Origin of the sequence: Pseudomonas sp. NPDC008258 (assembly GCF_042956345.1) — a bacterium.
Taxonomy (GTDB): Bacteria; Pseudomonadota; Gammaproteobacteria; order Pseudomonadales; family Pseudomonadaceae; genus Aquipseudomonas.
Window position 1 is genome coordinate 38,760 of the sequence record NZ_JBIBGE010000002.1, and the last position, 21,112, is coordinate 59,871.

Here is a 21,112-nt window from a genome sequence, read left to right on the forward strand (position 1 = left end):
GCCCGGCCCCCGTATTTCACGACAGCGCGATGACTGTTTGATGACAGGTCACATTATTCTGCCATCACTGCTGCAACACGTTACTTCTTGGCTACCTTGGTGCTGGCGCTGAGGTAGTCGATCAGGATGCGACCGGTTTCGGACAGGTAGGCGTCGTCTTCCGGCTTGGTGTTTTCATCCTCGGCTGGCAGTGCGTCTTCGTCTTCTTTCTTCAGCTCTTTGAGCGGCTCTTCACCCTTGGCCTTGCGGCGGATGTTTTCCAGGGCCAGTTGCTTGGCCTCGATATCATCGTGACGTGCGCGGCGCTCCTGCTCGTTGAGGCTGACGGTTTTTTCGTTCATCAGCTTCTGGGTCAGGGCCAGGCGGTCGCGAATGTAGGTGAACTCCGCATCCTTGTCGCTGCGCGCTTCGTGTTGTGCCTTGAGCTGGGCCAGGAACGGCTTGAACGGGTCAGCCGCAGGCTTGACCACCGGGCGGATGGTGTCCCATGGCATGGCCTCGGGCAGGGCGCTCTCGCCGATTTCCTTGGTATCGATGATCGACGGGTAGTCGATGTCCGGCAGCACGCCCTGGTGCTGGGTGCTCTGCCCGGAAACGCGATAGAACTTGGCCAGGGTCAGCTTCAGCTCGCCATGGTTGAGTGGCTGGATGGTCTGCACGGTGCCTTTGCCGAAGGTCTGGCCACCGATGATCAGCGCACGGTGGTAGTCCTGCATGGCGCCGGCGAAAATCTCCGAGGCCGAGGCAGACAGGCGGTTCACCAGCAGCGCCAGTGGGCCTTTGTAGAAGGCACCCGGGTTTTCGTCTTCCAGCACGTCGACGCGGCCGTCGCTGTTGCGTACCAGCACGGTCGGGCCTTTCTCGATGAACAGGCTGGTCAGCTCGGTGGCTTCCTGCAGCGAGCCGCCGCCGTTGTTGCGCAGGTCGATGACCACGCCGTCGACTTTCTCTTTCTGCAACTCGGTGAGCAGTTTCTTCACGTCGCGCGTGGTGCTCTTGTACTCCGGGTCACCGGCGCGGTACGCCTTGAAGTCCAGGTAGAACGCCGGGATCTCGATGATGCCCAGCTTGTAGTCACGCCCGTCCTGTTTCAGCTTGAGCACCGATTTCTTGGCGGCCTGTTCTTCAAGCTTCACCGCTTCACGGGTGATCGACACGATCTTGCTGGTCTGGTCGCTAGGCGCATTGCTTGCCGGGATGATTTCCAGGCGCACCACCGAACCTTTCGGGCCGCGGATCAGCTTGACCACTTCGTCCAGGCGCCAGCCGACCACGTCGACCATTTCCTTGTTGCCCTGGGCTACGCCGATGATCTTGTCGGCCGGGGCCACCTGTTTGGTCTTGGCTGCCGGGCCTGCCGGCACCAGGCGCACGATCTTGACCTGGTCGTTGTCGCTTTGCAGCACCGCACCGATGCCTTCGAGCGACAGGCTCATGTTGATGTCGAAGTTTTCGGCGTTGTCCGGCGACAGGTAGTTGGTGTGCGGGTCGTAGGACTGGGCGAAGGTGTTGATGTAAGCCTGGAAAATATCTTCGGCACGGGTCTGGTCCAGGCGCGCCAGCTGGTTCTTGTAGCGCTTGGTCAGGGTTTCCTGGATCTGCTTGGGCTCTTTGCCGGCGATTTTCTGGCGCAGCACTTCGTCCTTGACGCGTTTGCGCCACAAGTCGTCGAGCTCGGCCTGGTCCTTCAGCCACGGAGCGTCCTTGCGGTCGATCAGCAAGGTTTCCTTGGTGGTGAAGTCGAGCTTGTCCACGCCCTTGTTCAGCTCGGCCAGGGCGAAGTCCAGGCGTTGCTTGACGCGGTCGAGGTAGCGTTTGTAGATGGTGAAGCCCGGGTCCAGGTTACCGCTCTTGAGGAAATCGTCGAATTGCGTTTTCCACTTGTCGAACTCGGCAATGTCGGCGGCGGTGAAGTAGCTGCGCGCCGGGTCCAGCAGCTTGATGTAGCTGTCGTAGATGATGACCGAGCGGGCGTCATCCAGCGGCGGCTTGCTGTAGTGGTGGCGCTTGAGCAATTCCACCACGTTGAGGCTGGCGACGATCTCGTCGCGGTCCGGCTGCAGGCTGTCCCACTTGTTGGCGGCCGCCGCATTGCCGCCGAGCGTGAGGCTACCCAGGCCGATCATGACGGCGAGGGCGGTGCTTGGGAGGAAATGCTTCATGCTGATTCGACGTGGAGGCAATTGATCACGCATAGTAGGCCGTCTTTTCCGTTGCCGGTTCCATGGAGCCGGGCAAATACTGCAAAAAGCCTGAGGTAAGCAACCTCAGGCCCAGTCATGATTCAACTATGGAGGCACTGTGAAGGCATTGCAAGGCGTTGACGGACATGTGGAGTGGGTTGAGGCCGAGCGCCCGGCCTGTGACGCGGGCCAAGTGCGCATTCGCGTGGCTGCTGCGGGCCTGAACCGCGCCGACCTGCTGCAGATGAAAGGTTTGTACCCGCCACCGCCAGGTGCCAGCCCGTACATGGGCCTGGAGTGCGCCGGGGTGGTTGAAGAAGTGGGCCCCGGGGCCGACTGGCGCGTAGGTGACCGCGTTTGCGCGCTGCTGGCCAGCGGCGCCATGGCCGAGGAGGTAGTGGTCGATGCGCGCCACGTGCTGCCGGTGCCTGAGGGCCTGAGCCTGCACGAAGCAGCGGCGTTACCGGAGGTGTATGCCACCGCCTGGTTGAACATTTTCCAGCTGGGCGCCTTGAAGGCTGGCGAGAAGGTGCTGGTGCATGCCGGCGCCAGTGGCGTGGGCTCGGCCGCCATCCAGCTGTGCAAGGCGTTTGGCAGCCCGGTGTGGGTCAGTGTCGGTTCGCCGGATCGCCTGGCCTACTGTGAAGCGCTGGGCGCTGCGGGTGGTGTGGTACGTAACGAGAACCTGGATGCACTGGAAGGTCATGGCCCGTTCGACGTGATTCTCGATCCGGTGGGCGCCAGCTACGGCGAACTCAACCTCAAGCTGCTGGCCCGCGACGGGCGCTGGGTGATCATCGGCCTGATGGGCGGGCGCAAGTTCGAGCTGGACCTGGCCCAGGTGCTGGGCAAGCGTCTGGAAATTACCGGCTCCACGCTGCGCAACCGCGATGACGGCTTCAAGGCCGAGCTGTTGCGTGAGTTGCAACAGCAGGTGTGGCCGCTGTTTGCGGAAGGGCGCTTGTCGCCCCAGCTGGTGGATACTTATCCGGTGGAGTTTGCCCAGGCGGCGTATGCCGAACTGGAGAGCAACCAGGTGTCGGGCAAGCTGGTGATGGTGATCGACCCAAGCCTGGTGTAAGCAGGCCAGGCCTCTTCGCGGGCACGCCCGCTCCCACAGGGATCACCGTACCCTGTGGGAGCGGGCGTGCCCGCGAAGAAGCCCACACAAATGTTCAGGACCAACTCAGAATCGGCCAGCCATTGGTCTGGGCATGCTCACGCAACACTGCATCCGGGTTCACCACATACGGGTGATCCACCTTCAGCAGCAACGGCAAGTCATTGCGCGAATCGGAATAGAAACTCGCCCCCTCCAGGTTCTCCTGCTCCTGATCCAGCCACTCCAGCAGCCGGGTGATCTTGCCTTCGCGATACGTCAGCACCCCATGGGTTCTGCCGGTATACACCCCGTTCACCGCCTCCAGTTCGATTGCCAGGTACTCGTCCACCCCGAGGCGTGCAGCAATCGGCCCGACCAGGTGCGTGCCTGAAGCCGAAATGATCAGAATGCGGTCCCCGCGCTTGCGGTGTTCGGCAATGCAGCGGCAGGCGTCGCCAAAGATGATCGGTTCGATCACGTCCTCGACCCACGGCTCGACCAGGTGCTCGACTTCTTCCAGGGTGCGCCCGGCAATCGGCTCCAGGCTGAAGGCCATGTAGTCTTCCATCTGCAAATGGCCCTTGCCGTAGGCCTCCATCAGTTCATGGTCGCGGCGCAGGAATTCCTTGCCGTCAACCCAGCCCAGCCGGGCCATTTGCTCGCTCCACAGCGACGCACAGTCGCCGTGGATCAGGGTTTCGTCCAGATCGAAAATTGCCAGTGCCATTGTGGTGAATCTCCTTAGGCCACTTCCCGCAGCGCCGTGGGGTCGATCGACAAGCTTACCCGTTTTCCGTCCGCGTGCAGGTCGGCCGGCGAGCGGTTGAGCACGTCGACCACCAATTCCACCTCGCGTACTTTTACGCGGTAGCGAATCACATTGCCCAGCAGGCTGTGGCTGCGCACTTCTGCATCCAGTTCGCCATTGACCCCCAGGGTGATCGACTCTGGGCGGATTGCCAGGCGGTTGGCCACCGGGCGTTGCAGCAGGCGGCTGGCGCTGTCGGCGTCGAGCAGGTTGTAGTTGCCGATGAAGCCGGCGGCAAACAGGTCCACCGGCGCGGTATACAGGGTTTCGGCATCGCCGCTCTGCACGATGCGCCCCTGGTTCATCAGGAAGATGCGGTCCGACATCGTCAGCGCTTCTTCCTGGTCGTGGGTGACAAAGATGGTGGTCAGCCCCAGCTCACGCTGGATGGCACGAATCTGCTCACGCAGGTGCTTGCGGATACGTGCATCCAGTGCCGACAGCGGCTCGTCCAGCAGCAACAGGCGCGGGCGGGTAACCAGCGAGCGGGCCAGGGCCACGCGCTGGCACTGGCCGCCGGACAACTGGTGCGGGTAGCGCCCGGCGAACGTGCCCAGCTCCACCAGGTCCAGCGCTTCGCGTACCCGCACCTGGCTCTCATCGGCCTTGACCTTCTGCATGCGCAGGCCAAAGGCCACGTTCTGTTCCACGGTCATGTTGGGGAACAGCGCGTAGCTCTGGAACACCATGCCGATGCCACGCTTTTGCGGGCTCACGGGCACGATGTCGTGGCCGTCGAGGAGGATCTGCCCGCTGTCCACCGGGGTCAGCCCGGCGATGCAGCGCAGCAGGGTGGACTTGCCGCAACCGGACGGGCCAAGCAGGGTAACGAACTCGCCACGTTCGATGTGGCAGTCGATGTTCTCGAACACCGGGCTGCCGGCGTAGCTTTTCTGCAGTTTCTGTACGCTGACGAAGCTCATGTCAGGTCTTGTCCTTGTTCAGGCGGTTGGCGACCCAGGTCAGTACCAGCACGAAGGCAAAATAGGAGATCACCAGCGCGCTATTGAAGTGCCCGCTGCTGTTGCGCATGTTGTTCAGGTACACCTGCAGGGTTTCGTAGCGGGTGCCGACCAGCAGGTTGGCGAATACGAACTCGCCGAACAGGAACGAGAACGACAACAGCAGCGCCACCATCAGGCCCTTGCGCAGGTTCGGCAGCACCACCAGCAGCGCGGCTTGCCAGGTGCTGGCGCCGAGCAGTTGGGCGGCATCCATCAGGTCGCGCAGGTTGATGGCTTGCAGGTTGTTGGTAATGGCGCGGTACATGAACGGCAAGGCGATGGTGAAGTAGCAGCCGATCAGGATCCACGGCGTGCCAACCATGGCCATCGGGCCGCTGCCATACAGTTGCAACAGCCCAACCGAAGACACCACTGGCGGCACCGCGAACGGCAGCAGGATCAGGATGTTCATCAGCGCGTCGAGCCGCGGGAAGTGGTAATGCACCACGAACAGCAGCGGCAGGATCAGCACCACCGACAGCAGCAGCGCACCCACGCACACCAGCAGCGACTGGCCGAAGGCCGCCAGGAAGCGTGGCTCGCTCCACAGCGCCACGTACCACTTCAGGGTCAGCCCGCTGGGCAGCAGGCTGGCCGACCAACTGGTGGCCAGCGAGTAGAGCAGGGTGCCGGCCAGCGGCAGCAGCAGGATCAGGAACAGCAGGTAGACCACGGCGCGGTGGTACCAGCCGCCGGAACGGGCTTCAGCGCGCATGGTAGCTCCTCTTCAACAGCCATTGATGCACCACCGTGACCAGCGTCATCAAGCCCACCAGCACCATCGCCAGGGCGCTGGCCAGGTTGGGGTCGAGGCTGATATCACCGGCCACCAGGCCTGCGATGCGGATCGGCAATACGTTGAAATTGCCGGTGGTCAACGCGTACACAGTGGCGTAGGCACCGAGTGCGTTGGCCAGCAGGATGACGAAGGTGCCCAGCAGTGCCGGGGTCAGCACGGGCAGGCCGATGTGCCGCCAGAATTGCCAGTGGCTGGCACCCAGCAGCGCGGCCGACTCGCGCCAGTCTTCACGCAGCGCGTCGAAGGCGGGGTAGAGCAGCAACACACCCAGCGGGATCTGGAAGTAGGTGTACACCAGGATCAGCCCGCTCTTGGAGTAGATGCTGAAGTCTTCCAGCAGGCCGATCTGCTTCAGCAGCAGGGTCAGCGCCCCGTTGAAACCGAGCAGGATGATGAAGGCGAAGGCCAGCGGCACCCCGGCAAAGTTGCTGGTCATGTTGGCAAAGGCGCTGACGAAGTCACGCAGCCTTGAGTCCACCTGGCGCAGCGAATAGGCGCCAAGGGTGGCGATGATGATGCCGAACAGGCTCGACCAGAAGCTGATCTCCAGGCTGCGTTGCAGGGCCTGCAGGTAGAACCTGGAGCTGAATACCTTGCTGAAGTTTTCCACGCCCCAGCCGGCTTCTGATTGCACGCTGTTGATCGCTACCCAGGCCAACGGGGCGATCTGGAAGACGACGAAGAACACGGCAAACGGCAGCAGGCAGAGCAGGGCCAGGTAGCGCCCACGGTTCACTTGAGCAACTCCCGGCATACCGTCTTGTCGTGGGCCGCGCCCAGCAGCTCGCAAATGGTGCCGCACAGCTCGGTCTGTAGCGGCTTGGCCGCCGGGTCCAGGCTGAAGGCGTCACCGAACACGAACAGCGGTACTTCGCGCTCTTCGGCCAGCAGGCCGTTGTGCGAGCGGTCGTTGTTCATGCCGTGGTCGGCGGTGACCAGTACCTGATAACCCTCTTCAAGCCAGCCTGGCAGGTAGTCGGCCAGCAGGATATCGACGCTGCGTGCGGCGTTGCGGTACTGGCTGCTGTCCAGGCCGTGGCGGTGGCCGACATCGTCGATGCTCATCGGGTGCACCAGCAGGAAGTTGGGGGCGTGGCGGCGGCGCAGGTACTCGCCATCGGCCAGCAGGTGCGAGTCGGGGTAGCGGTCGTCCCAGTAGAACAGCCCGTGCTGGATCGGCAGCTTTGGTGCGTGGGTATGGCGGTCGCGCTGCGGGTCGAAGGGCGAGCGGTTGTACAGCTCGCTCATCCAGTGATAGGCCGCCGCTGCGGTGCCCAGGTTGGCTTCACGGGCGTAGTGGAACACGCTGCGCTGGTTGGACAGGCGGTTGACGTTGTTGTGCACGATGCCGCTGTCGATGGGCGGCACGCCGGTGAGGATGCATTCGTACAGTGGCCGCGACAGCGACGGCAGTTCGCATTCCACGCGGTACAGCGCGGCGCGGTCGGCCTCGACATAGGCGTGCAGGTGGCCCATGGCGTGGTGGGCGACCTGGTAGTTGAGGCCGTCTAGCAGGACCAGGATGACGTTGTGTTGCATGTTTGCTCCAGTCAGAAACCGCGTTGGCTTCTTCGCGGGCATGCCCGCTCCCACAGGGTTCTGCGCAACCTTTGAGGGCTGCGCGGTCTTTGTGGGAGCGGGCGTGCCCGCGAAAGGGCCTGTTCAGACGCTAAAGAAGCTGGCCCTTTACTCCATCTCGATAATCACCTGCTCCTGCCACATCTGCGGCAGTTTCTTCGAGGTGGCTTCCCACGCCTCGGCATTCTTGATCGGTTGCGCAGCACCGTACTGCTCGTTCGGCAGCAATTTGGCCTGCACATCCGCTGGCAGCTTCAGGTGTTCGGCACGGATCGGCCGGGCGTGCCCCTTGGCCAGGTTGATCTGCCCGGCATCGCTGAAGATGTACTCACGGGTGAGCTTCGCCGCGTTCGGGTGCTTGGCGTACTTGTTGATCACAGTGGTATAGCCGGAAATCACCGAGCCATCCGACGGGATCAGCACTTCAAACCGCTTGGGGTCGATCTGTTCGCGGTAGCTCAGGCCATTGAAGTCCCACACCACGCCCACTTCCACCTCGCCCTTTTCCAGGGTCTGGATGGTCGGGTTGGCCAGCGACAGGCGCTTCTGCTGGGCCAGCTTGGTAAACAATTGCAGGCCCGGCGCCACGTTGCTCTCGTCACCCTTGTAGGCGATGGCCGCAGCCAGCACACCGTTGGCGGCCTGGGCGGCGGTGCCGACGTCGCCGATGGCAACCTTGTACTTGCCTTTTTCCAGGTCATGCCAGGAAGTCGGGCGTTCGCCTTCCTTCACCAGGTCCTTGTTGATGATGAAGGCAATGGTGCCGGTATAGGCCAGCGCCCAGTGGCCGTCCTTGTCCTTGGCCCAATCCGGTACCTGGTCCCAGGTGCTTGGCTTGTACGGCTGGCTCACGCCTTTGGTGACGGCGATCGGGCCGAAGGCGGCACCCACGTCGCCGATGTCGGCGCTGGCGTTGTCCTTCTCGGCTTCGAACTTGGCAATTTCCTGGGCCGAGCTCATGTCGGTGTCGGTGTGCTTGAGGCCATACTTGCTGGCCAGGTCTTCCCAGGTGCCTTTCCAGTTGGCCCAGGCATCGGGCATGCCCACGCTGTTGACGGTGCCTTCCTTGCGGGCGGCGTCTTCCAGGGCCTTGAGGTCCGCGGCCATGGCCGAGGTGCAGAACGCGATGGCCGAACCGAGCAGTGACGCCATGAACAACTTTTTCATCCGTAGCTCCTTGGGTGGGTGCCTTTTACCGATCGTTATTGTTTCGGTGTGGGCGAGTGAAGCCGTTGCCTGGAACCTTTGGTCTAGGTCAGCAAACCTTGAGCCAAGGTAGGCCGCTTGCGTGACAGTTTGATGTAGGGAGGGGCCCGCACAGGTAGTTGCAGGCTCCTGGCAATACAGCGTAGACCATGGCGTACCCCCGAATTTGCTGGGCTGGCCCGATTCTGGCAACAGCACGGTTGCGGCTTTGTCACGGGATGTTCATCAGCCCTGCCTAGGCTTGCACTATTCTCCAAGTGCCCTGTTCTGGGGCTGGACTAGTCCAGATAGGTAACCTTTGATGCAGCCGATGCCACCGCGTGCGGTAACAGCCATCTGCCACGCCTTGCAGGAGCAGATCGAGCACGGCCTGCTGGCGCCGGGGGGCAAGCTGCCGGCCGAGCGCAAACTGAGCGAGGTGTTCGACACCACGCGCATTACCCTGCGCGAGGCGCTGGCGCAGCTGGAGGCCCAGGGCCTGATCTACCGCGAAGAACGCCGCGGCTGGTTTGTCGCGCCCCAGCGGCTGACCTACGACCTGATCGAGCGCAGCCACTTTCATGCCATGGTGCGCGACCAGGGGCGGGTGGCCAGTACCGAGTTGTTGTCGGCACGGCTGCAGCCGGCCTCGGCGGCCATCTGTGCGCGCTTGCAGTTGCCGGCGTTATCCAGCGTGGTGCGTATCTGCCGGTTGCGGCGGATTGACGGGCGAGCGGTGTTGTATGCCGAGCATTACCTCAACCCACGGTACTTTCCGGGGATTCTCGAGCAGGACCTGGCGCAGTCACTGACCGAGATTTATGGGCGGGTGTATGGCATCGAGTATGGGCAGGTGTGCTTCGAGATCTTGCCGACGGCGTTGCCGGTTGAGGCGGCGGGGGCTTTGAAGGTGTCGGTGGGCAGCCCGGGGTTGCACATTACCCGGGTCAACAGCGATCAGCATGGTCACCTGATCGACTGTGACCTGGAGTATTGGCGGCATGATGCCATTCGCATTCGTGCCCAGGCGGGATGAGGTGTTGGCTGCTTCGCGGGCTTGCCCGCTCCCACAGGTACTGCACAGGCCTTGAACACTGTGATGACCCTGTGGGAGCGGGTAAGCCCGCGAAGAGGCCCTAACTGGAAGAACCGGTCTCCGCCATTCCCCCACCGCCGGCCGTCACCACCTGCACCGACAACCGCGGCGTCGCCAGGTCCAGCCCGGCCTCATCCATTTGCCGCTTCAAGGCCAGGTTGAACGCCCGCGACACCTCCCACTGCTTGATCGGCGCGGTCTTGAACCGTGCCCGTAACACCGCCGAGCCCGACTCGAAGCTCTCCACCCCCTGCAACTCCAGCGGCGACCAGATATTGCGGCGCATCAGCGGGTCATTGCGCAGCTTTTGCCCCACCTCGCGAACCAGCGAGATGGCTTTGTCGATGTGCATGTTGTGCGGAATGGCCACACGGAAGATGGCATAGCCGAACTCCCGCGAGTAGTTCTTGATGCTCTTGATCTCGCTGAACGGGATGGTGTGCACGATGCCGTCGATGTCCCGCAGCCGCACGGTACGGATGGTCAGGCCTTCCACCGTGCCCAGGTGCCCGCCCACGTCCACGTAGTCATCGATGGCCAGCGAGTCTTCGATGATGATGAACAACCCGGTGATCAGGTCGGCCACCAGCGATTGCGCGCCAAAGCCGATGGCCAGGCCGATCACACCGGCACCGGCCAGCAGCGGGGTGACGTTCATGCCCATGTTGGCCAGGGCGACGATTACCGCGATGATGAAAATGACCACGAACATCACGTTGCGGATCAACGGCATCATGGTTTGTGCACGGGCGTTGGCCAGGCCCCGGCGCGAACGTACCAGGGCGTGGTGCACGGCGGTGTCGGCAAGGATCCACACCAGCCAGGCGACAATCAGCGTACCGGCCAGGCCCAGCAGGCGCAGGCTTACCTCGTGGCCGTCACCCTCGGCAAAGCGGATCATCGACAAGCCCCACACGCGCAGGCCCAGTTCGATGAACACCAGCCAGATGAACAGGTGCACCAGCAGGTAGCCGAAGTTGCGCAGGCGCTCGGCATACACCGCCTGGCGCTTGCCGGCGCGTTTGGGGTTGGCGGCGTGGCGGCGTACCAGGCCGTTGAGCACCATGCACACCACCACGAGGACCGTGCACATCAGCGACTGGCGCAGGGCGGTGCTGGTGTCGCCGGCCGAGACGAAGGTGGCGAACAGCGAGATGGCCACCAGGATCAGTGCCGGGATGAACCAGAAGCTGCCGAGAATTTCGATGGTGTCGCTGAGGGTGCGCCGGGTCAGTCGCCGTGACAGTGGCTGGTTGCGGATCAGGTGGGCGATGGGGCGGCGAAAGCGCAGGATGAACAGCCCGGTGCACAGTGCGGCGATGACGTTTGCCAGGGTCGCCAGGGCGTGGGCCAGGTGGGTGCCGAGGGCGACCAGCATGCGCGGGTCGCTCATGGCCTCGCCAAAGGCTGCGAAGCTGCCGATCAGCCACAGCGGGCGGAATGCCTGGTGCCGCAGGATGTGCAGGGCGCGGTGGCGGTGTGGGCCGTCCAGCAGCGAGAAGGCGATGACGCAGATGGCCGAGAAGCAAGTGCCCACCACCAGCGCGTAGGCCAGCACCATGGCCAGGGACTTGCCCAGCGAGGGTGGCAGCACGAAGCTCAGGTAAACGGTGCCCACCAGCGCCACCAGCCACGGGCCGAGCTTGCGCAAGGCAAAGCGCACCAGGTCCCAGGTGCGCGGGTGTTGGGGCAGTTCCTCACTCAGGCCAAAGCGCAGGCGTATGCGGTGGCCGACCCAGTTGAAGGCATACGCCAGCATGCTCCACACGGCGATGACGGCGGCAAAGCCGAACAGGATCGCCGGCCACTGGTGCACCGGTACCATGAGTTCGGTCAGCTCGGCCTGGGCTTGTTCTATTTCCGTGGCCCAGCGCAGGAACGGGCTGGCATCGCCGCTGAACTGTTTTTCAAAGTCATGCAGAGCGCCGCCAATCAGGCCGAGCACGCCCTGTTCCACGCTGGGCTGTGATTGCTTGGTGGCGTCGCGCAGTTTTTTCAGGTCGGCCAGCAGCTTGGCCCGCTGCTGGTCGTTTTCGAGGTTCTTGATGACTTCGTCCAGCGACTTGCCCAGCGGCTCGGTGGCCTCCGGTTGTGCGGGCGCGCTGCCACCCAGCAGGCTGGGCAGGCCCGCCGCCTGTACCGGTGTGATGAACAGCAAGAGCAGCAGGAACAGGTAACGCAGGAGGGCAGGCACTGGCAAATCTACCTCAGGTCAAACGATTGACCGAGTGTAGAGGTTTATGTCGGCAGTTTCTCGAGGATCTTCCAGCAGGTGAGGCCGAAGATGCCCAAGGTACCGATCCACATCATCAGCACACCGATATTGCGCTCACGCATGCTGAAGCCGATGGTCAACAGCATCAGGAACAGGAACACCGGCACGAACAGGGACAGGAACGGGGACATGGACAGCAATCCTTTTGCAGTGGGGCCATATCACAAGCATAGCGCTTGGCAGGTGAAGCGGGATTGACCTTGAGCAGGTGCAAGCAGGCCCGGCCTCTTCGCGGGCTTGCCCGCTCCCACAGGTACTGCGCAGCCCTTGAGAGCGGTGCGGTCCCTGTGGGAGCGGGCAAGCCCGCGAAGAGGCCGGGCCTGCCTACAACAAATCAGGGCAGTTCGCGACTACGGTAGAAGGCGGTCAGCACCTTAACCAGGTGCGCCAGGTCATGGCTGCCGCACAGTTCACGAATCGAATGCATGGCAAAGGTCGGCAAGCCGATATCTACCGTGCGCACACCCAGGTGGCTGGCTGCAATCGGCCCGATGGTCGAACCACAACCCATGTCGCTGCGTACCACAAAGCTTTGCACCGGCACTTCTTCGGCCATGCACAGGTGACGGAAGAACCCGGCGGTTTCGCTGTTGGTGGCGTAGCGCTGGTTGTTGTTCACCTTGATCACCGGCCCGGCATTCAGCTTGGGCCCGTGGTTGCCATCATGCTTGTCGGCGTAGTTGGGGTGCACGCCGTGGGCGTTGTCGGCCGATATCATCAGCGAGCGCTGGATGGTGCGCACGTAGGCGTCGCCGTCCGGCAGCAGGCGCTGCAAGGTCTGCTCGAGCATCGGGCCGTCGGCGCCGCAGGCCGAGCTGCTGCCGACTTCTTCGTGGTCGTTGCACACCAGCACGCAGGTTTCATCGCTGTCGGCGGCCAGCAGTGCCTGCAGGCCGGCGTAGCACGACAGCAGGTTGTCCAGACGGGCGCCGGCGATGAAGTCGCCGTTCAGGCCGACCAGTGCGGCGTCCTGGGTGTCGTAGAAGCTCAGCTCATAGTCCAGCACCACATCGGCGATCAGCTCGTGCTCGCGGGCCAGTTGTTCGGTGAGCAGGGCGCGGAAGTCGATGCGCTCGTCACCGGCCACCTGGGCCAGGATTGGCGGCAGCTCGTTCTGCGGGTTGATCGCCCAGCCTTCATTGGCGGTGCGGTTCAGGTGGATGGCCAGGTTGGGGATGATCGCGATCGGCAGCCTGAAATTGATCAGCTGGCTTTCGACCTTGCCGTCACGGCGGTAGGTAACGCGGCCGGCCAGCGACAGGTCACGGTCGAACCACGGTGCCAGCAGGGCGCCGCCATACACTTCCACACCCAGTTGCAAGAAACCTTGGCGCTGCAGCTCTGGCTGCGGCTTGACCCGCAGGCACGGGCTGTCGGTGTGTGCGCCGACCATGCGGATGCCGTTCAGCAACGGCGCCTGCTTGCCCAGCTTGATGGCGATGATCGAGGAGTCGTTACGGGTGACGTAGTAGCGGCCGCCAGGCACGGTGGCCCAGCTGTCGCGCTCGTCCAGGCGCTGGTAACCGGCCGCTTCCAGGCGCTGTGCCAGGCTGGCGGTGGCGTGGAAGGGCGTGGGGGAGGCCTTGAGGAAATCGATAAGGCCAGAATTCAGTACGTCGCGCATAGCTCACTCCAGACAGCAGTGGCGCGAGTTTAACGTATTAAGTCGACAATTTGTGTCTGCCTCTTCGCGGCTAAAGCCGCTCCCACAGGGGTATCACCACATTCGAAACCTGTGGAGTACCTGTGGGAGCGGGCAAGCCCGCGAAGAGGCCGGTACAGGCCATGCAAATTCAGAACGGTGCAGGGCACTCGAACTTCAACCGCTCCCCCGATACCGGGTGGGTAAAGCTCAGCATCGAGGCATGCAGGCACAGCCGCTCATGCGCTGCCAGCGCCTCGGGGTTGGCATACAGCCGGTCACCCAGCAGCGGGTGACCGATCGACAGCATGTGCACGCGCAACTGGTGAGAACGCCCGGTAATCGGCGTCAGTTCCACCCGGCAGTAATCGCCACAGCGCTCGACGATGCGCCAGAACGTCAGCGCGTGCTTGCCCTGCTCGTGGTCCACCACATGCCGTGGCTTGGTTGGCGGGTCGTAGCGCAGTGGCAGGTCGATGCTGCCGCTGTCCAGCACCGGTTGGCCCCAGCACAATGCGGTGTAGGCCTTTTCGGTTTCGCGATCGTGAAACTGGCGCGACAGCTCGCGGTGGCTATCCGCATCGCGGGCCAGCAGGATGATGCCGGAGGTCTCCCAGTCCAGGCGGTGCACGATCAGCGCATCGGGGTAGCCGTTTTCTTGCAGGCGGGTGATCAGGCAGTCCTTGTTGTCCTCGGCGCGGCCGGGCACCGACAGCAGCAGGGTCGGCTTGTTGATTACCAGGATGGCGGCGTCTTCGTGCAGGATCTGGATGTTGGACAGCGGCATTACGGGGTCTCTTTTGAGCAATTGGGGCCGCTTTGCGGCCCTTCGCGGGCACGCCCGCTCCCACAGGTATATCGCGCATCCTGTGGGAGCGGGCGTGCCCGCGAAGGGCTGCAAAGCAGCCCCAGCTTTCAGCCAGATCAGCGATCTGGCAAGGTGATGTTCAGCTCCAGAATCGAGCAGCTGCCCTGGTTTTCCAGCTCGATATGCACGTCATCGTTGCCGATGTTCACATACTTGCGGATCACTTCCAGAAGTTCTTTCTGCAGCGCCGGCAAATAGTCCGGTTCGCTGCGTTGGCCGCGCTCGTGCGCCACGATGATCTGTAGACGCTCTTTCGCTACCGACGCGCTGGTCTGTTTCTGTCTGCCACGAAAGAAGTCAAAAAGGTTCATGGTTTACTTGCCTCCAAACAGGCGCGCGAAGAATCCTTGCTTCGGCACTTCGATGAACCGCAGGGGTTTTTCTTTGCCCAGCAGACGGTCGACGGTATCGCTGTAGGCCTGGCCGGCATCGCTCTGGTCGTCGAGGATGACCGGGATACCCTGGTTGGAAGCCTTGAGCACGGCCTGGGACTCGGGGATAACGCCCTTGAGCTTGATTGCCAGGATTTCTTCGACGTCGGCGATGCTCAGCATTTCGCCCTTTTCCACACGCTCTGGGTGGTAGCGGGTGATCAGCAGGTGTTCCTTGATCGGCTCTTCGCCGTTTTCCGAGCGGCGCGACTTGCTCGACAGGATGCCCAGCATGCGGTCGGAGTCGCGTACCGAGGAAACCTCAGGGTTGGTCACCACGATGGCTTCGTCAGCGAAGTACATGGCCAGGTGCGCGCCTTTCTCGATACCGGCTGGCGAATCGCAGATCACGTAATCGAACTGTTCTTTCAGTTCCATCAGGACCTTTTCCACGCCTTCCTGGGTCAGCGCGTCTTTGTCGCGGGTCTGGCTGGCGGCCAGCACGAACAGGTTTTCCAGGCGCTTGTCCTTGATCAGCGCCTGCTGCAGGTTGGCTTCGCCGTTGACCACGTTGACGAAGTCGTACACCACGCGGCGTTCGCAGCCCATGATCAGGTCGAGGTTACGCAGGCCCACGTCGAAGTCGACAATGACGGTCTTGTGGCCACGCAGTGCGAGGCCGGTACCAATGGCGGCGCTGGTGGTGGTCTTGCCCACACCCCCCTTGCCGGAAGTAACCACGAGAATCTTGGCCAAGGTGTTTCACCCCTAAAATGATCGGGACACGAGTCCCTGCAAATAACTGAAATAGCGTAAATAACGGCAACGGTAAAAAAGTTGCTCTAAAAATGCTGGCAAGTATCCGTTAAAGACGGGTGATGTTCAACACGTCACCAGACAAGCTGACTTGCACACCGAAACCCCACAGCGGGTCGCGGCGCAGGTCTTCGCAGACCTTGTACTGGCCGGCGATGGAGACCATTTCGGCGGTCATCTGCTGGCAGAAGATACGGGCCTTGGTGTTGCCTTTGATGCCGGCCAGCGCCCGGCCGCGCATGGCGCCGTACACATGGATGTTGCCATCGGCCAGAAGTTCCGCACCCGGGCTGACCGAGGCGGTGACGATCAGGTCGCCACCCTGGGCGTAGATCTGCTGGCCGCCCCGTACCGGCGAGGTAATGATGCGGGTCGGGCGTACCTCGGGCTCGGGGGCCGGTGCTGGCGCAGGGGCTGGCTCGGGCTTTTTGACCACCTCGGGTTCAGGGTCAAGTGGCCGTTCGCGTGCGCCGGACGGTGGCAGCACTGGCAGGTCGATGGCGATGGCGGCAGCGATGTCCTCGATGCGGTTGGCGCGGATGGCCAGGGTACGCAGGCCATGGTGGCGGCAGATCCGCATCAAGCCGGGCAGGTCGATCGCCCCTTCGTCGGCCGGCAGCTTGTCCAGCGCCAGCACCAGCGGCGTGTTGCTGAAGAAGTTGGGCGCCTGGGCGACTTTGGCCGCCAGCTGGCGGTCAAGGGCTTCAAGGTCATTGCGCGCCAGTTCCAGTACTGTAATGGCGAGCATGCTGCCCTTGAGCTGGAACACGGAGGCGGTGTCGGGTGTGTGGTTTGGGCTCATGGTCTGCATAGACGGCTTGTTGCGAAAAAAGTGCCCTGACTTATAACGAGAACACCGGTTGCCCGCAACATACGCTGATCCGTTGTAGAATGCGCAGCCTTTGTCTTTCCGGAAGCTTCAATGGAACGCCCGCGTTTTCGTCCCTATTACCTTCACCCCAAGTTCTGGGGCCTGTGGCTGGGCCTGGGCCTGCTGTGGCTGGTGGTCCAGTTGCCGTATCGGGTGCTGTTGAAAGTCGGTGCCGCGCTGGGGGCGGTGATGTACCGCTTTGCCGGCGAGCGGCGGCGCATTGCCGCGCGCAACCTGGAGCTGTGCTTCCCGGAGCTGTCGGTCGACGAGCGGCAGCGTTTGCTCAAGGCCAACTTCGCCTCCACCGGCATTGCCTTCTTCGAAATGGCCATGAGCTGGTGGTGGCCCAAGGCCAGGCTGGCGCGCCTGGCCCATATCGAGGGGCTGGAGCACTTGCAGGCCGCCCAGCAGGCGGGGCAGGGCGCCATCCTTATGGCGGTGCACTTCACCACGCTGGAAATCGGCGCTGCATTGCTTGGCCAGCAGCACACCATCGACGGCATGTACCGTGAGCATGGTAACGCACTGTTCGACTTCATCCAGCGTAGCGGCCGTGAGCGCCATAACCTCGATTCGTTGGCGGTGGAGCGTGAAGACGTGCGCGGCATGCTCAAGCTGCTGCGTTCGGGCCGCGCGATCTGGTACGCACCGGATCAGGACTACGGCGCCAAACAGAGCATTTTCGTACCGCTGTTCGGCATCCAGGCGGCGACGGTAACCGCCACTACCAAGTTTGCCCGGCTGGGCAAGGCACAGGTGATTCCGTTTACCCAGAAGCGCCTGGAGGATGGCAGCGGCTATCGTCTGGTTATCCACCCGCCATTGGCGGACTTCCCGGGCGAAAGCGAAGAGGCCGATTGCCTGCGCATCAACCAGTGGGTGGAAGGCGTGTTACGCGAGTGCCCCGAGCAGTATCTGTGGGCGCACCGCCGGTTCAAGTCGCGGCCCGAAGGGGCGCCGCGGCTGTATGAGAAAAAAAAGCGCTGAACTGATTTTGCCTGTGCCGGCCTCTTCGCGGGCTTGCCCGCTCCCACAGGTCTGCGGATTGCCCAGGCCTGTGGTGATCCTGTGGGAGCGGGCGTGCCCGCGAAGAGGCCGGGCCTGAAAACAACTGATCCAGGAAGGATGCCATGGCCCCACCCCCGGTAACCGGTCTTATCCTTTCTGGCGGCGGCGCCCGCGCGGCCTATCAGGTCGGCGTACTGGCCGGCATCGCCGAGCTGCTGCCGGCCGGCGCGCACAACCCGTTTCCGGTCATCGTCGGCACCTCTGCCGGGGCCATCAACGCCGTTACCCTGGCCAGCGGCGCTACCCATTTCAACGATGCCGTGCAGCGGCTCACCGCCTTCTGGCAGAACTTCCGCAGCCATCTGGTCATCCGCAGCGACTGGCCCGGCGTGGTCCGCCAGGCCAGCCGCTTCGTCGGCCACAGCCTGCTCGGGTTGGGCGGGCAGGCGCCAGTGGCACTGCTGGACAGCAGCCCATTGCGCAGCCTGTTGCAAGCACACCTGAACCTGGACGGCATCGGCCATTCCCTTGCCGCCGAGCAACTGCGTGCCGTGGCAGTCACCGCCTTTGGGTACGAGTCTGGCCAGGCGGTCACCTTCTACCAGGGCCGCGGCACCATCGAAGCCTGGTTGCGCCACCGTCGCATCGGCGTACCCACGCCGTTGACCATCGACCACCTGCTGGCCAGTGCGGCGATCCCGTTGCTGTTCGCCCCGGTACAGTTGGGTGACGAATACTACGGTGATGGCGCGGTGCGCCAGTCGGCGCCGATCAGCCCGGCCCTGCACCTGGGCGCCAGCCGGGTGCTGGTGGTCGGGGTCAGTGGCAACCCGCAGCGGCCAGCGCCGCCGTTGCCGACCCAGCGGGTGTTCAGCGGGCAGCAGCCGAGCCTGGCGCAGATTGGCGGGCACATGCTCAACAGCACCTTCATCGACAGCCTGGAAGATGACATCGAACTGCTGCAGCGGCTCAACCATTTGAGCCGGTTGCTACCGGCGCACCTGGATGCCCGGCGCCTGGGGCTGGCGCCGATCGACGTGCTGGTAGTGGCGCCCAGCCAGCCACTGGACGAAATCGCTGCCCGGCATCGGCGCGAGTTGCCAGCGGCATTGCGCCTGTTCCTGCGGGGGCCGGGGGCGACGCGCACCAGCGGGGCGGGGGTGTTGAGCTATTTGCTGTTCGAGGCGAGCTATTGCAGTGAGCTGATCGAACTGGGGCGAAGGGATGCTCTGGCCAAGAAGCGGGAGCTGTGCCAGTTCCTGGGGATTTGATGTTGGCTGTACCGGCCTCTTCGCGGGCTTGCCCGCTCCCACAGGTACCGCACAACCTTCAGGAATTGTGCAATACCTGTGGGAGCGGGCAAGCCCGCGAAGAGGCCAAGCCTGCTTACTCGGCTATCTGCAACTTGCGCGCCTGGGTATACACATACCGCACTTTTTCGTACTCGAACGGCGAGTTCAGCTGGCCATAGCGGAATTTGGTGGTATAGCGCTTGTCCACCACTTTCAAGGCAAAGATTTCCGGGTGGTCGGTGCTGGCTTCGGCCACGTTCAGGTAGTTGATGGCTTGCTCGCCCGCATAGTCCACCACCAACCCGGTGGTATCACGCAGGTTCGATGGGCCCAGCACCGGCAGCATCAGGTACGGCCCGTCTGGCACACCATAGAACCCCAAGGTCTGGCCAAAGTCTTCGCTCTGGCGCGGCAGGCCCATGCTGGTCGCAGGGTCCCACAGCCCACCTACGCCAATGATCGTGTTGAACATCAACCGGGCAGTGATCTCTGCCGAGCGCTTGGCCTTGAGCTGCAGCACGCTGTTGAACAGGTTCGGCACATCGCCGATGTTGTTGAAGAAGTTACTTACCCCGGTACGCACGAAGCGCGGTGTGACGTACTGGTAGCCACTTACCAGCGGCAGCAGCACCCACTGGTCCAGCCGGTAGTTGAAGTGGTAGATGCGCCGGTTGATCGACTCCAGTGGGTCGTACACGTTCAGCGCCTCCAGGGTGGAGCGCTCGAACTCGCGCTGGTCCAGCCCCGGGTTGAATTTGAGCTCGCGCAGCGGGTCGATGAAGCCATCGGCCTCGGGTACCAGCGGTGCGGCAGTCACTTGCGGATCAGCCTCGATCACGCTGGCGCGAGGCGCGGTTTCGGCGGCCAGGGTGTGGCCGGCGGCAAGCAGGGCAGTGGCGAAGAGGAGTTTGTTAACCACGGAAGAACTCCAGCATGGCGTCACTGTTGACGCGGTAATTGAGGTTGCCGCAATGGCCGCCATGGGGGTAAAGGGTCAGGCGCTCACCAAACACCTTGCGCAGGAAGCCGATATCGCCCGGGCCGAGGATGACGTCGTCGGCGTTGTGCATCACGGCAATCTTGTCGCTGCTGCGCAGGTAGTCTTCCAGGGCATACAGGCTCACCTGGTTGGTAAGTTGCAAAATGCTGTTGCCGTCGGTGCGGGCGCGCCACATCGGGATCACCTGCTCGGTCATGTAGCAGTCGAAGTCGCATTGCAGGGCGCGTTTGAAGAACGGGGTGAGGCTGCTGCCTTCGGTGATCGGGAACTTCGGCGGAATGATCAGGCCACGGCGGTTGATCAGGTCGGAAGTGAAGGCGATGTCGGCCGCCGAGAAGCGGAACGAGGTGCCGATCAGCATGGCCATCTGCTCGTTGGACAAGTGCTGTTTCGACTGCTGGAAGTCGTACAGCAGGGCGTCGTTGAGGTCGATGTAGCCCTTGTCCTGGAAGTAACGCGTGAGCTTTTGCAGCATCAGTTCATAGAACGTGGTGCTGCGGTCGATGCCCTTGACCTGGGTTTGCACCAGCTTGTCCAGGTTGTTGATCGAGGTGTACAGGTTGACCGGCGGGTTGAGCAGCAGCACGCGCTTGAAGTTGAAGCTGCGGCGGGTTTCGTCCAGGTGGCTGACAAAGGCCGCATCGAGCGCGCCCAGGCTGTAGCCGGTGAGGTAGAACTCGCTGATTGGCAAGCGCGGGTGCTGGGCACGTACGGCCTGCATCACCCGGTACATGTCTTCGGCGTCTTCCTGGCTGACGCCGGGGGTGGCAAAACGCGAGGCGGCGCTCATGAAGTCGTAGCTGGTGGGCGACGACAGCTGCACCACGTGGAAGCCGGCCTGGTAGAAGAGCTTCTTCAGGTATTCGTTGATGCTGCTGCTATAGGGCGCGCCGGTGCCCGCGATGATGAAGATCAGCGGTGCCTCGTGGTCCTGCCGGGCCATGCGGTACTTGAGCTTTTTCACCGCCCAGAAGTTGTCGGGCAGGGTGAACTCGCGCTCCGGGCGCAGGTTCAGGCTGTAGTCGGACTGGTTGATTTCGTCGTCGCTGGGCAGGGTCGGGCGCTGCTCCGGCGGCGTGGTGGCGATGGTCGCCTCGAACGGGTTGGTCAAGGGGTAGCCGTAGCTCGCGGCGTCGATATCCCGCGCCGAAGCGGCCACAGCCATGAGCAGGCTGCCGAGCAAGGCAGCGAGGCGCAAAGATCGAAGCATGTAA

The 21,112-nt window shown here is 63.0% G+C and carries 20 protein-coding genes; 4 read left to right on the top strand and 16 right to left on the bottom strand.

Going from position 1 to position 21,112, the window contains the following annotated elements:
* Window positions 1-80: 80 nt before the first annotated feature.
* Entirely contained in the window at window positions 81-2,162 is a 2,082-nt protein-coding gene (locus ACFY9W_RS01705; protein ID WP_391124897.1) for a carboxy terminal-processing peptidase, read from the bottom strand.
* A gap of 139 nt (window positions 2,163-2,301) precedes the next feature.
* On the opposite strand from ACFY9W_RS01705, the gene ACFY9W_RS01710 reads away from it, so the two are divergent.
* The gene (locus ACFY9W_RS01710) at window positions 2,302-3,264 is read left to right on the top strand and encodes a zinc-binding dehydrogenase (protein ID WP_391124899.1); all 963 of its coding nucleotides are present in this window, start codon (window positions 2,302-2,304) and stop codon (window positions 3,262-3,264) included.
* A gap of 94 nt (window positions 3,265-3,358) precedes the next feature.
* Here ACFY9W_RS01710 and ACFY9W_RS01715 read toward each other — a convergent pair whose 3' ends face one another.
* The 6 genes from ACFY9W_RS01715 to ACFY9W_RS01740 all read right to left on the bottom strand — a co-directional run bounded on the left by ACFY9W_RS01715 (window position 3,359) and on the right by ACFY9W_RS01740 (window position 8,641).
* A complete protein-coding gene (locus ACFY9W_RS01715) occupies window positions 3,359-4,012 on the bottom strand; it encodes an HAD-IB family hydrolase (protein WP_391124902.1) in 654 nt (217 codons plus the stop codon).
* A 14-nt stretch (window positions 4,013-4,026) separates the two neighbouring features.
* Window positions 4,027-5,016, bottom strand: a complete 990-nt coding sequence (locus ACFY9W_RS01720) for an ATP-binding cassette domain-containing protein (RefSeq protein WP_391124904.1) — start codon at window positions 5,014-5,016, stop codon at window positions 4,027-4,029.
* A gap of 1 nt (window position 5,017) precedes the next feature.
* On the bottom strand, window positions 5,018-5,812 hold the full coding sequence (locus tag ACFY9W_RS01725) for an ABC transporter permease subunit (RefSeq protein ID WP_391124908.1): 795 nt from the start codon (window positions 5,810-5,812) through the stop codon (window positions 5,018-5,020).
* Window positions 5,802-6,650 (bottom strand): ABC transporter permease subunit, encoded by an 849-nt coding sequence (locus ACFY9W_RS01730; RefSeq protein WP_391124911.1) that lies wholly within the window; start codon window positions 6,648-6,650, stop codon window positions 5,802-5,804. The genes ACFY9W_RS01725 and ACFY9W_RS01730 overlap by 11 nt, the downstream gene beginning before the upstream one ends.
* Window positions 6,629-7,435 carry an alkaline phosphatase family protein gene (locus tag ACFY9W_RS01735; RefSeq protein ID WP_201204784.1) on the bottom strand — a complete coding sequence of 269 codons (807 nt, stop codon included), beginning with the start codon at window positions 7,433-7,435 and terminating at the stop codon, window positions 6,629-6,631. Before ACFY9W_RS01735 ends, ACFY9W_RS01730 begins: the two co-directional genes overlap by 22 nt.
* 147 nt (window positions 7,436-7,582) lie before the next feature.
* Complete coding sequence (locus tag ACFY9W_RS01740; RefSeq protein ID WP_391124914.1) at window positions 7,583-8,641, bottom strand: ABC transporter substrate-binding protein; 1,059 nt, start codon at window positions 8,639-8,641, stop codon at window positions 7,583-7,585.
* A gap of 340 nt (window positions 8,642-8,981) precedes the next feature.
* Between ACFY9W_RS01740 and ACFY9W_RS01745 the strand changes: the two genes are divergently transcribed.
* Complete coding sequence (locus tag ACFY9W_RS01745; RefSeq protein ID WP_391124917.1) at window positions 8,982-9,695, top strand: UTRA domain-containing protein; 714 nt, start codon at window positions 8,982-8,984, stop codon at window positions 9,693-9,695.
* Between the two features lie 100 nt (window positions 9,696-9,795).
* On the opposite strand, the gene ACFY9W_RS01750 is transcribed toward ACFY9W_RS01745, so the two are convergent.
* The 7 genes from ACFY9W_RS01750 to minC all read right to left on the bottom strand — a co-directional run bounded on the left by ACFY9W_RS01750 (window position 9,796) and on the right by minC (window position 16,538).
* Window positions 9,796-11,949: a mechanosensitive ion channel domain-containing protein gene (locus ACFY9W_RS01750; RefSeq protein WP_391124920.1), complete on the bottom strand. Its 2,154-nt coding sequence runs from the start codon at window positions 11,947-11,949 to the stop codon at window positions 9,796-9,798.
* A 44-nt stretch (window positions 11,950-11,993) separates the two neighbouring features.
* On the bottom strand, window positions 11,994-12,161 hold the full coding sequence (locus ACFY9W_RS01755; RefSeq protein WP_016501052.1) for a hypothetical protein: 168 nt from the start codon (window positions 12,159-12,161) through the stop codon (window positions 11,994-11,996).
* 203 nt (window positions 12,162-12,364) lie between these two features.
* Window positions 12,365-13,654, bottom strand: coding sequence for a M18 family aminopeptidase (locus ACFY9W_RS01760; protein WP_391124923.1), 1,290 nt, complete (start codon window positions 13,652-13,654; stop codon window positions 12,365-12,367).
* Between the two features lie 169 nt (window positions 13,655-13,823).
* A complete protein-coding gene (locus ACFY9W_RS01765; protein ID WP_284355179.1) occupies window positions 13,824-14,459 on the bottom strand; it encodes an RluA family pseudouridine synthase in 636 nt (211 codons plus the stop codon).
* Window positions 14,460-14,596: 137 nt separating this feature from the next.
* Window positions 14,597-14,851 (bottom strand): cell division topological specificity factor MinE, encoded by a 255-nt coding sequence (gene minE / locus ACFY9W_RS01770; protein WP_003252572.1) that lies wholly within the window; start codon window positions 14,849-14,851, stop codon window positions 14,597-14,599.
* A 3-nt stretch (window positions 14,852-14,854) separates the two neighbouring features.
* On the bottom strand, window positions 14,855-15,667 hold the full coding sequence (minD, locus tag ACFY9W_RS01775) for a septum site-determining protein MinD (RefSeq protein WP_054893840.1): 813 nt from the start codon (window positions 15,665-15,667) through the stop codon (window positions 14,855-14,857).
* 109 nt (window positions 15,668-15,776) lie between these two features.
* The gene (minC, locus tag ACFY9W_RS01780; protein WP_391124929.1) at window positions 15,777-16,538 is read right to left on the bottom strand and encodes a septum site-determining protein MinC; all 762 of its coding nucleotides are present in this window, start codon (window positions 16,536-16,538) and stop codon (window positions 15,777-15,779) included.
* 111 nt (window positions 16,539-16,649) lie between these two features.
* On the opposite strand from minC, the gene ACFY9W_RS01785 reads away from it, so the two are divergent.
* Both ACFY9W_RS01785 and ACFY9W_RS01790 read left to right on the top strand, forming a co-directional pair.
* Complete coding sequence (locus ACFY9W_RS01785; protein WP_391124931.1) at window positions 16,650-17,585, top strand: lipid A biosynthesis lauroyl acyltransferase; 936 nt, start codon at window positions 16,650-16,652, stop codon at window positions 17,583-17,585.
* A 143-nt stretch (window positions 17,586-17,728) separates the two neighbouring features.
* Window positions 17,729-18,877 (top strand): patatin-like phospholipase family protein, encoded by a 1,149-nt coding sequence (locus tag ACFY9W_RS01790; RefSeq protein WP_391124934.1) that lies wholly within the window; start codon window positions 17,729-17,731, stop codon window positions 18,875-18,877.
* Window positions 18,878-18,992: 115 nt separating this feature from the next.
* Here ACFY9W_RS01790 and ACFY9W_RS01795 read toward each other — a convergent pair whose 3' ends face one another.
* Window positions 18,993-19,736, bottom strand: coding sequence for an MlaA family lipoprotein (locus ACFY9W_RS01795; protein ID WP_391125457.1), 744 nt, complete (start codon window positions 19,734-19,736; stop codon window positions 18,993-18,995).
* Between the two features lie 73 nt (window positions 19,737-19,809).
* Window positions 19,810-21,108 carry a serine/threonine protein kinase gene (locus tag ACFY9W_RS01800; protein ID WP_391124937.1) on the bottom strand — a complete coding sequence of 433 codons (1,299 nt, stop codon included), beginning with the start codon at window positions 21,106-21,108 and terminating at the stop codon, window positions 19,810-19,812.
* Between the last annotated feature and the right edge of the window lie 4 nt (window positions 21,109-21,112).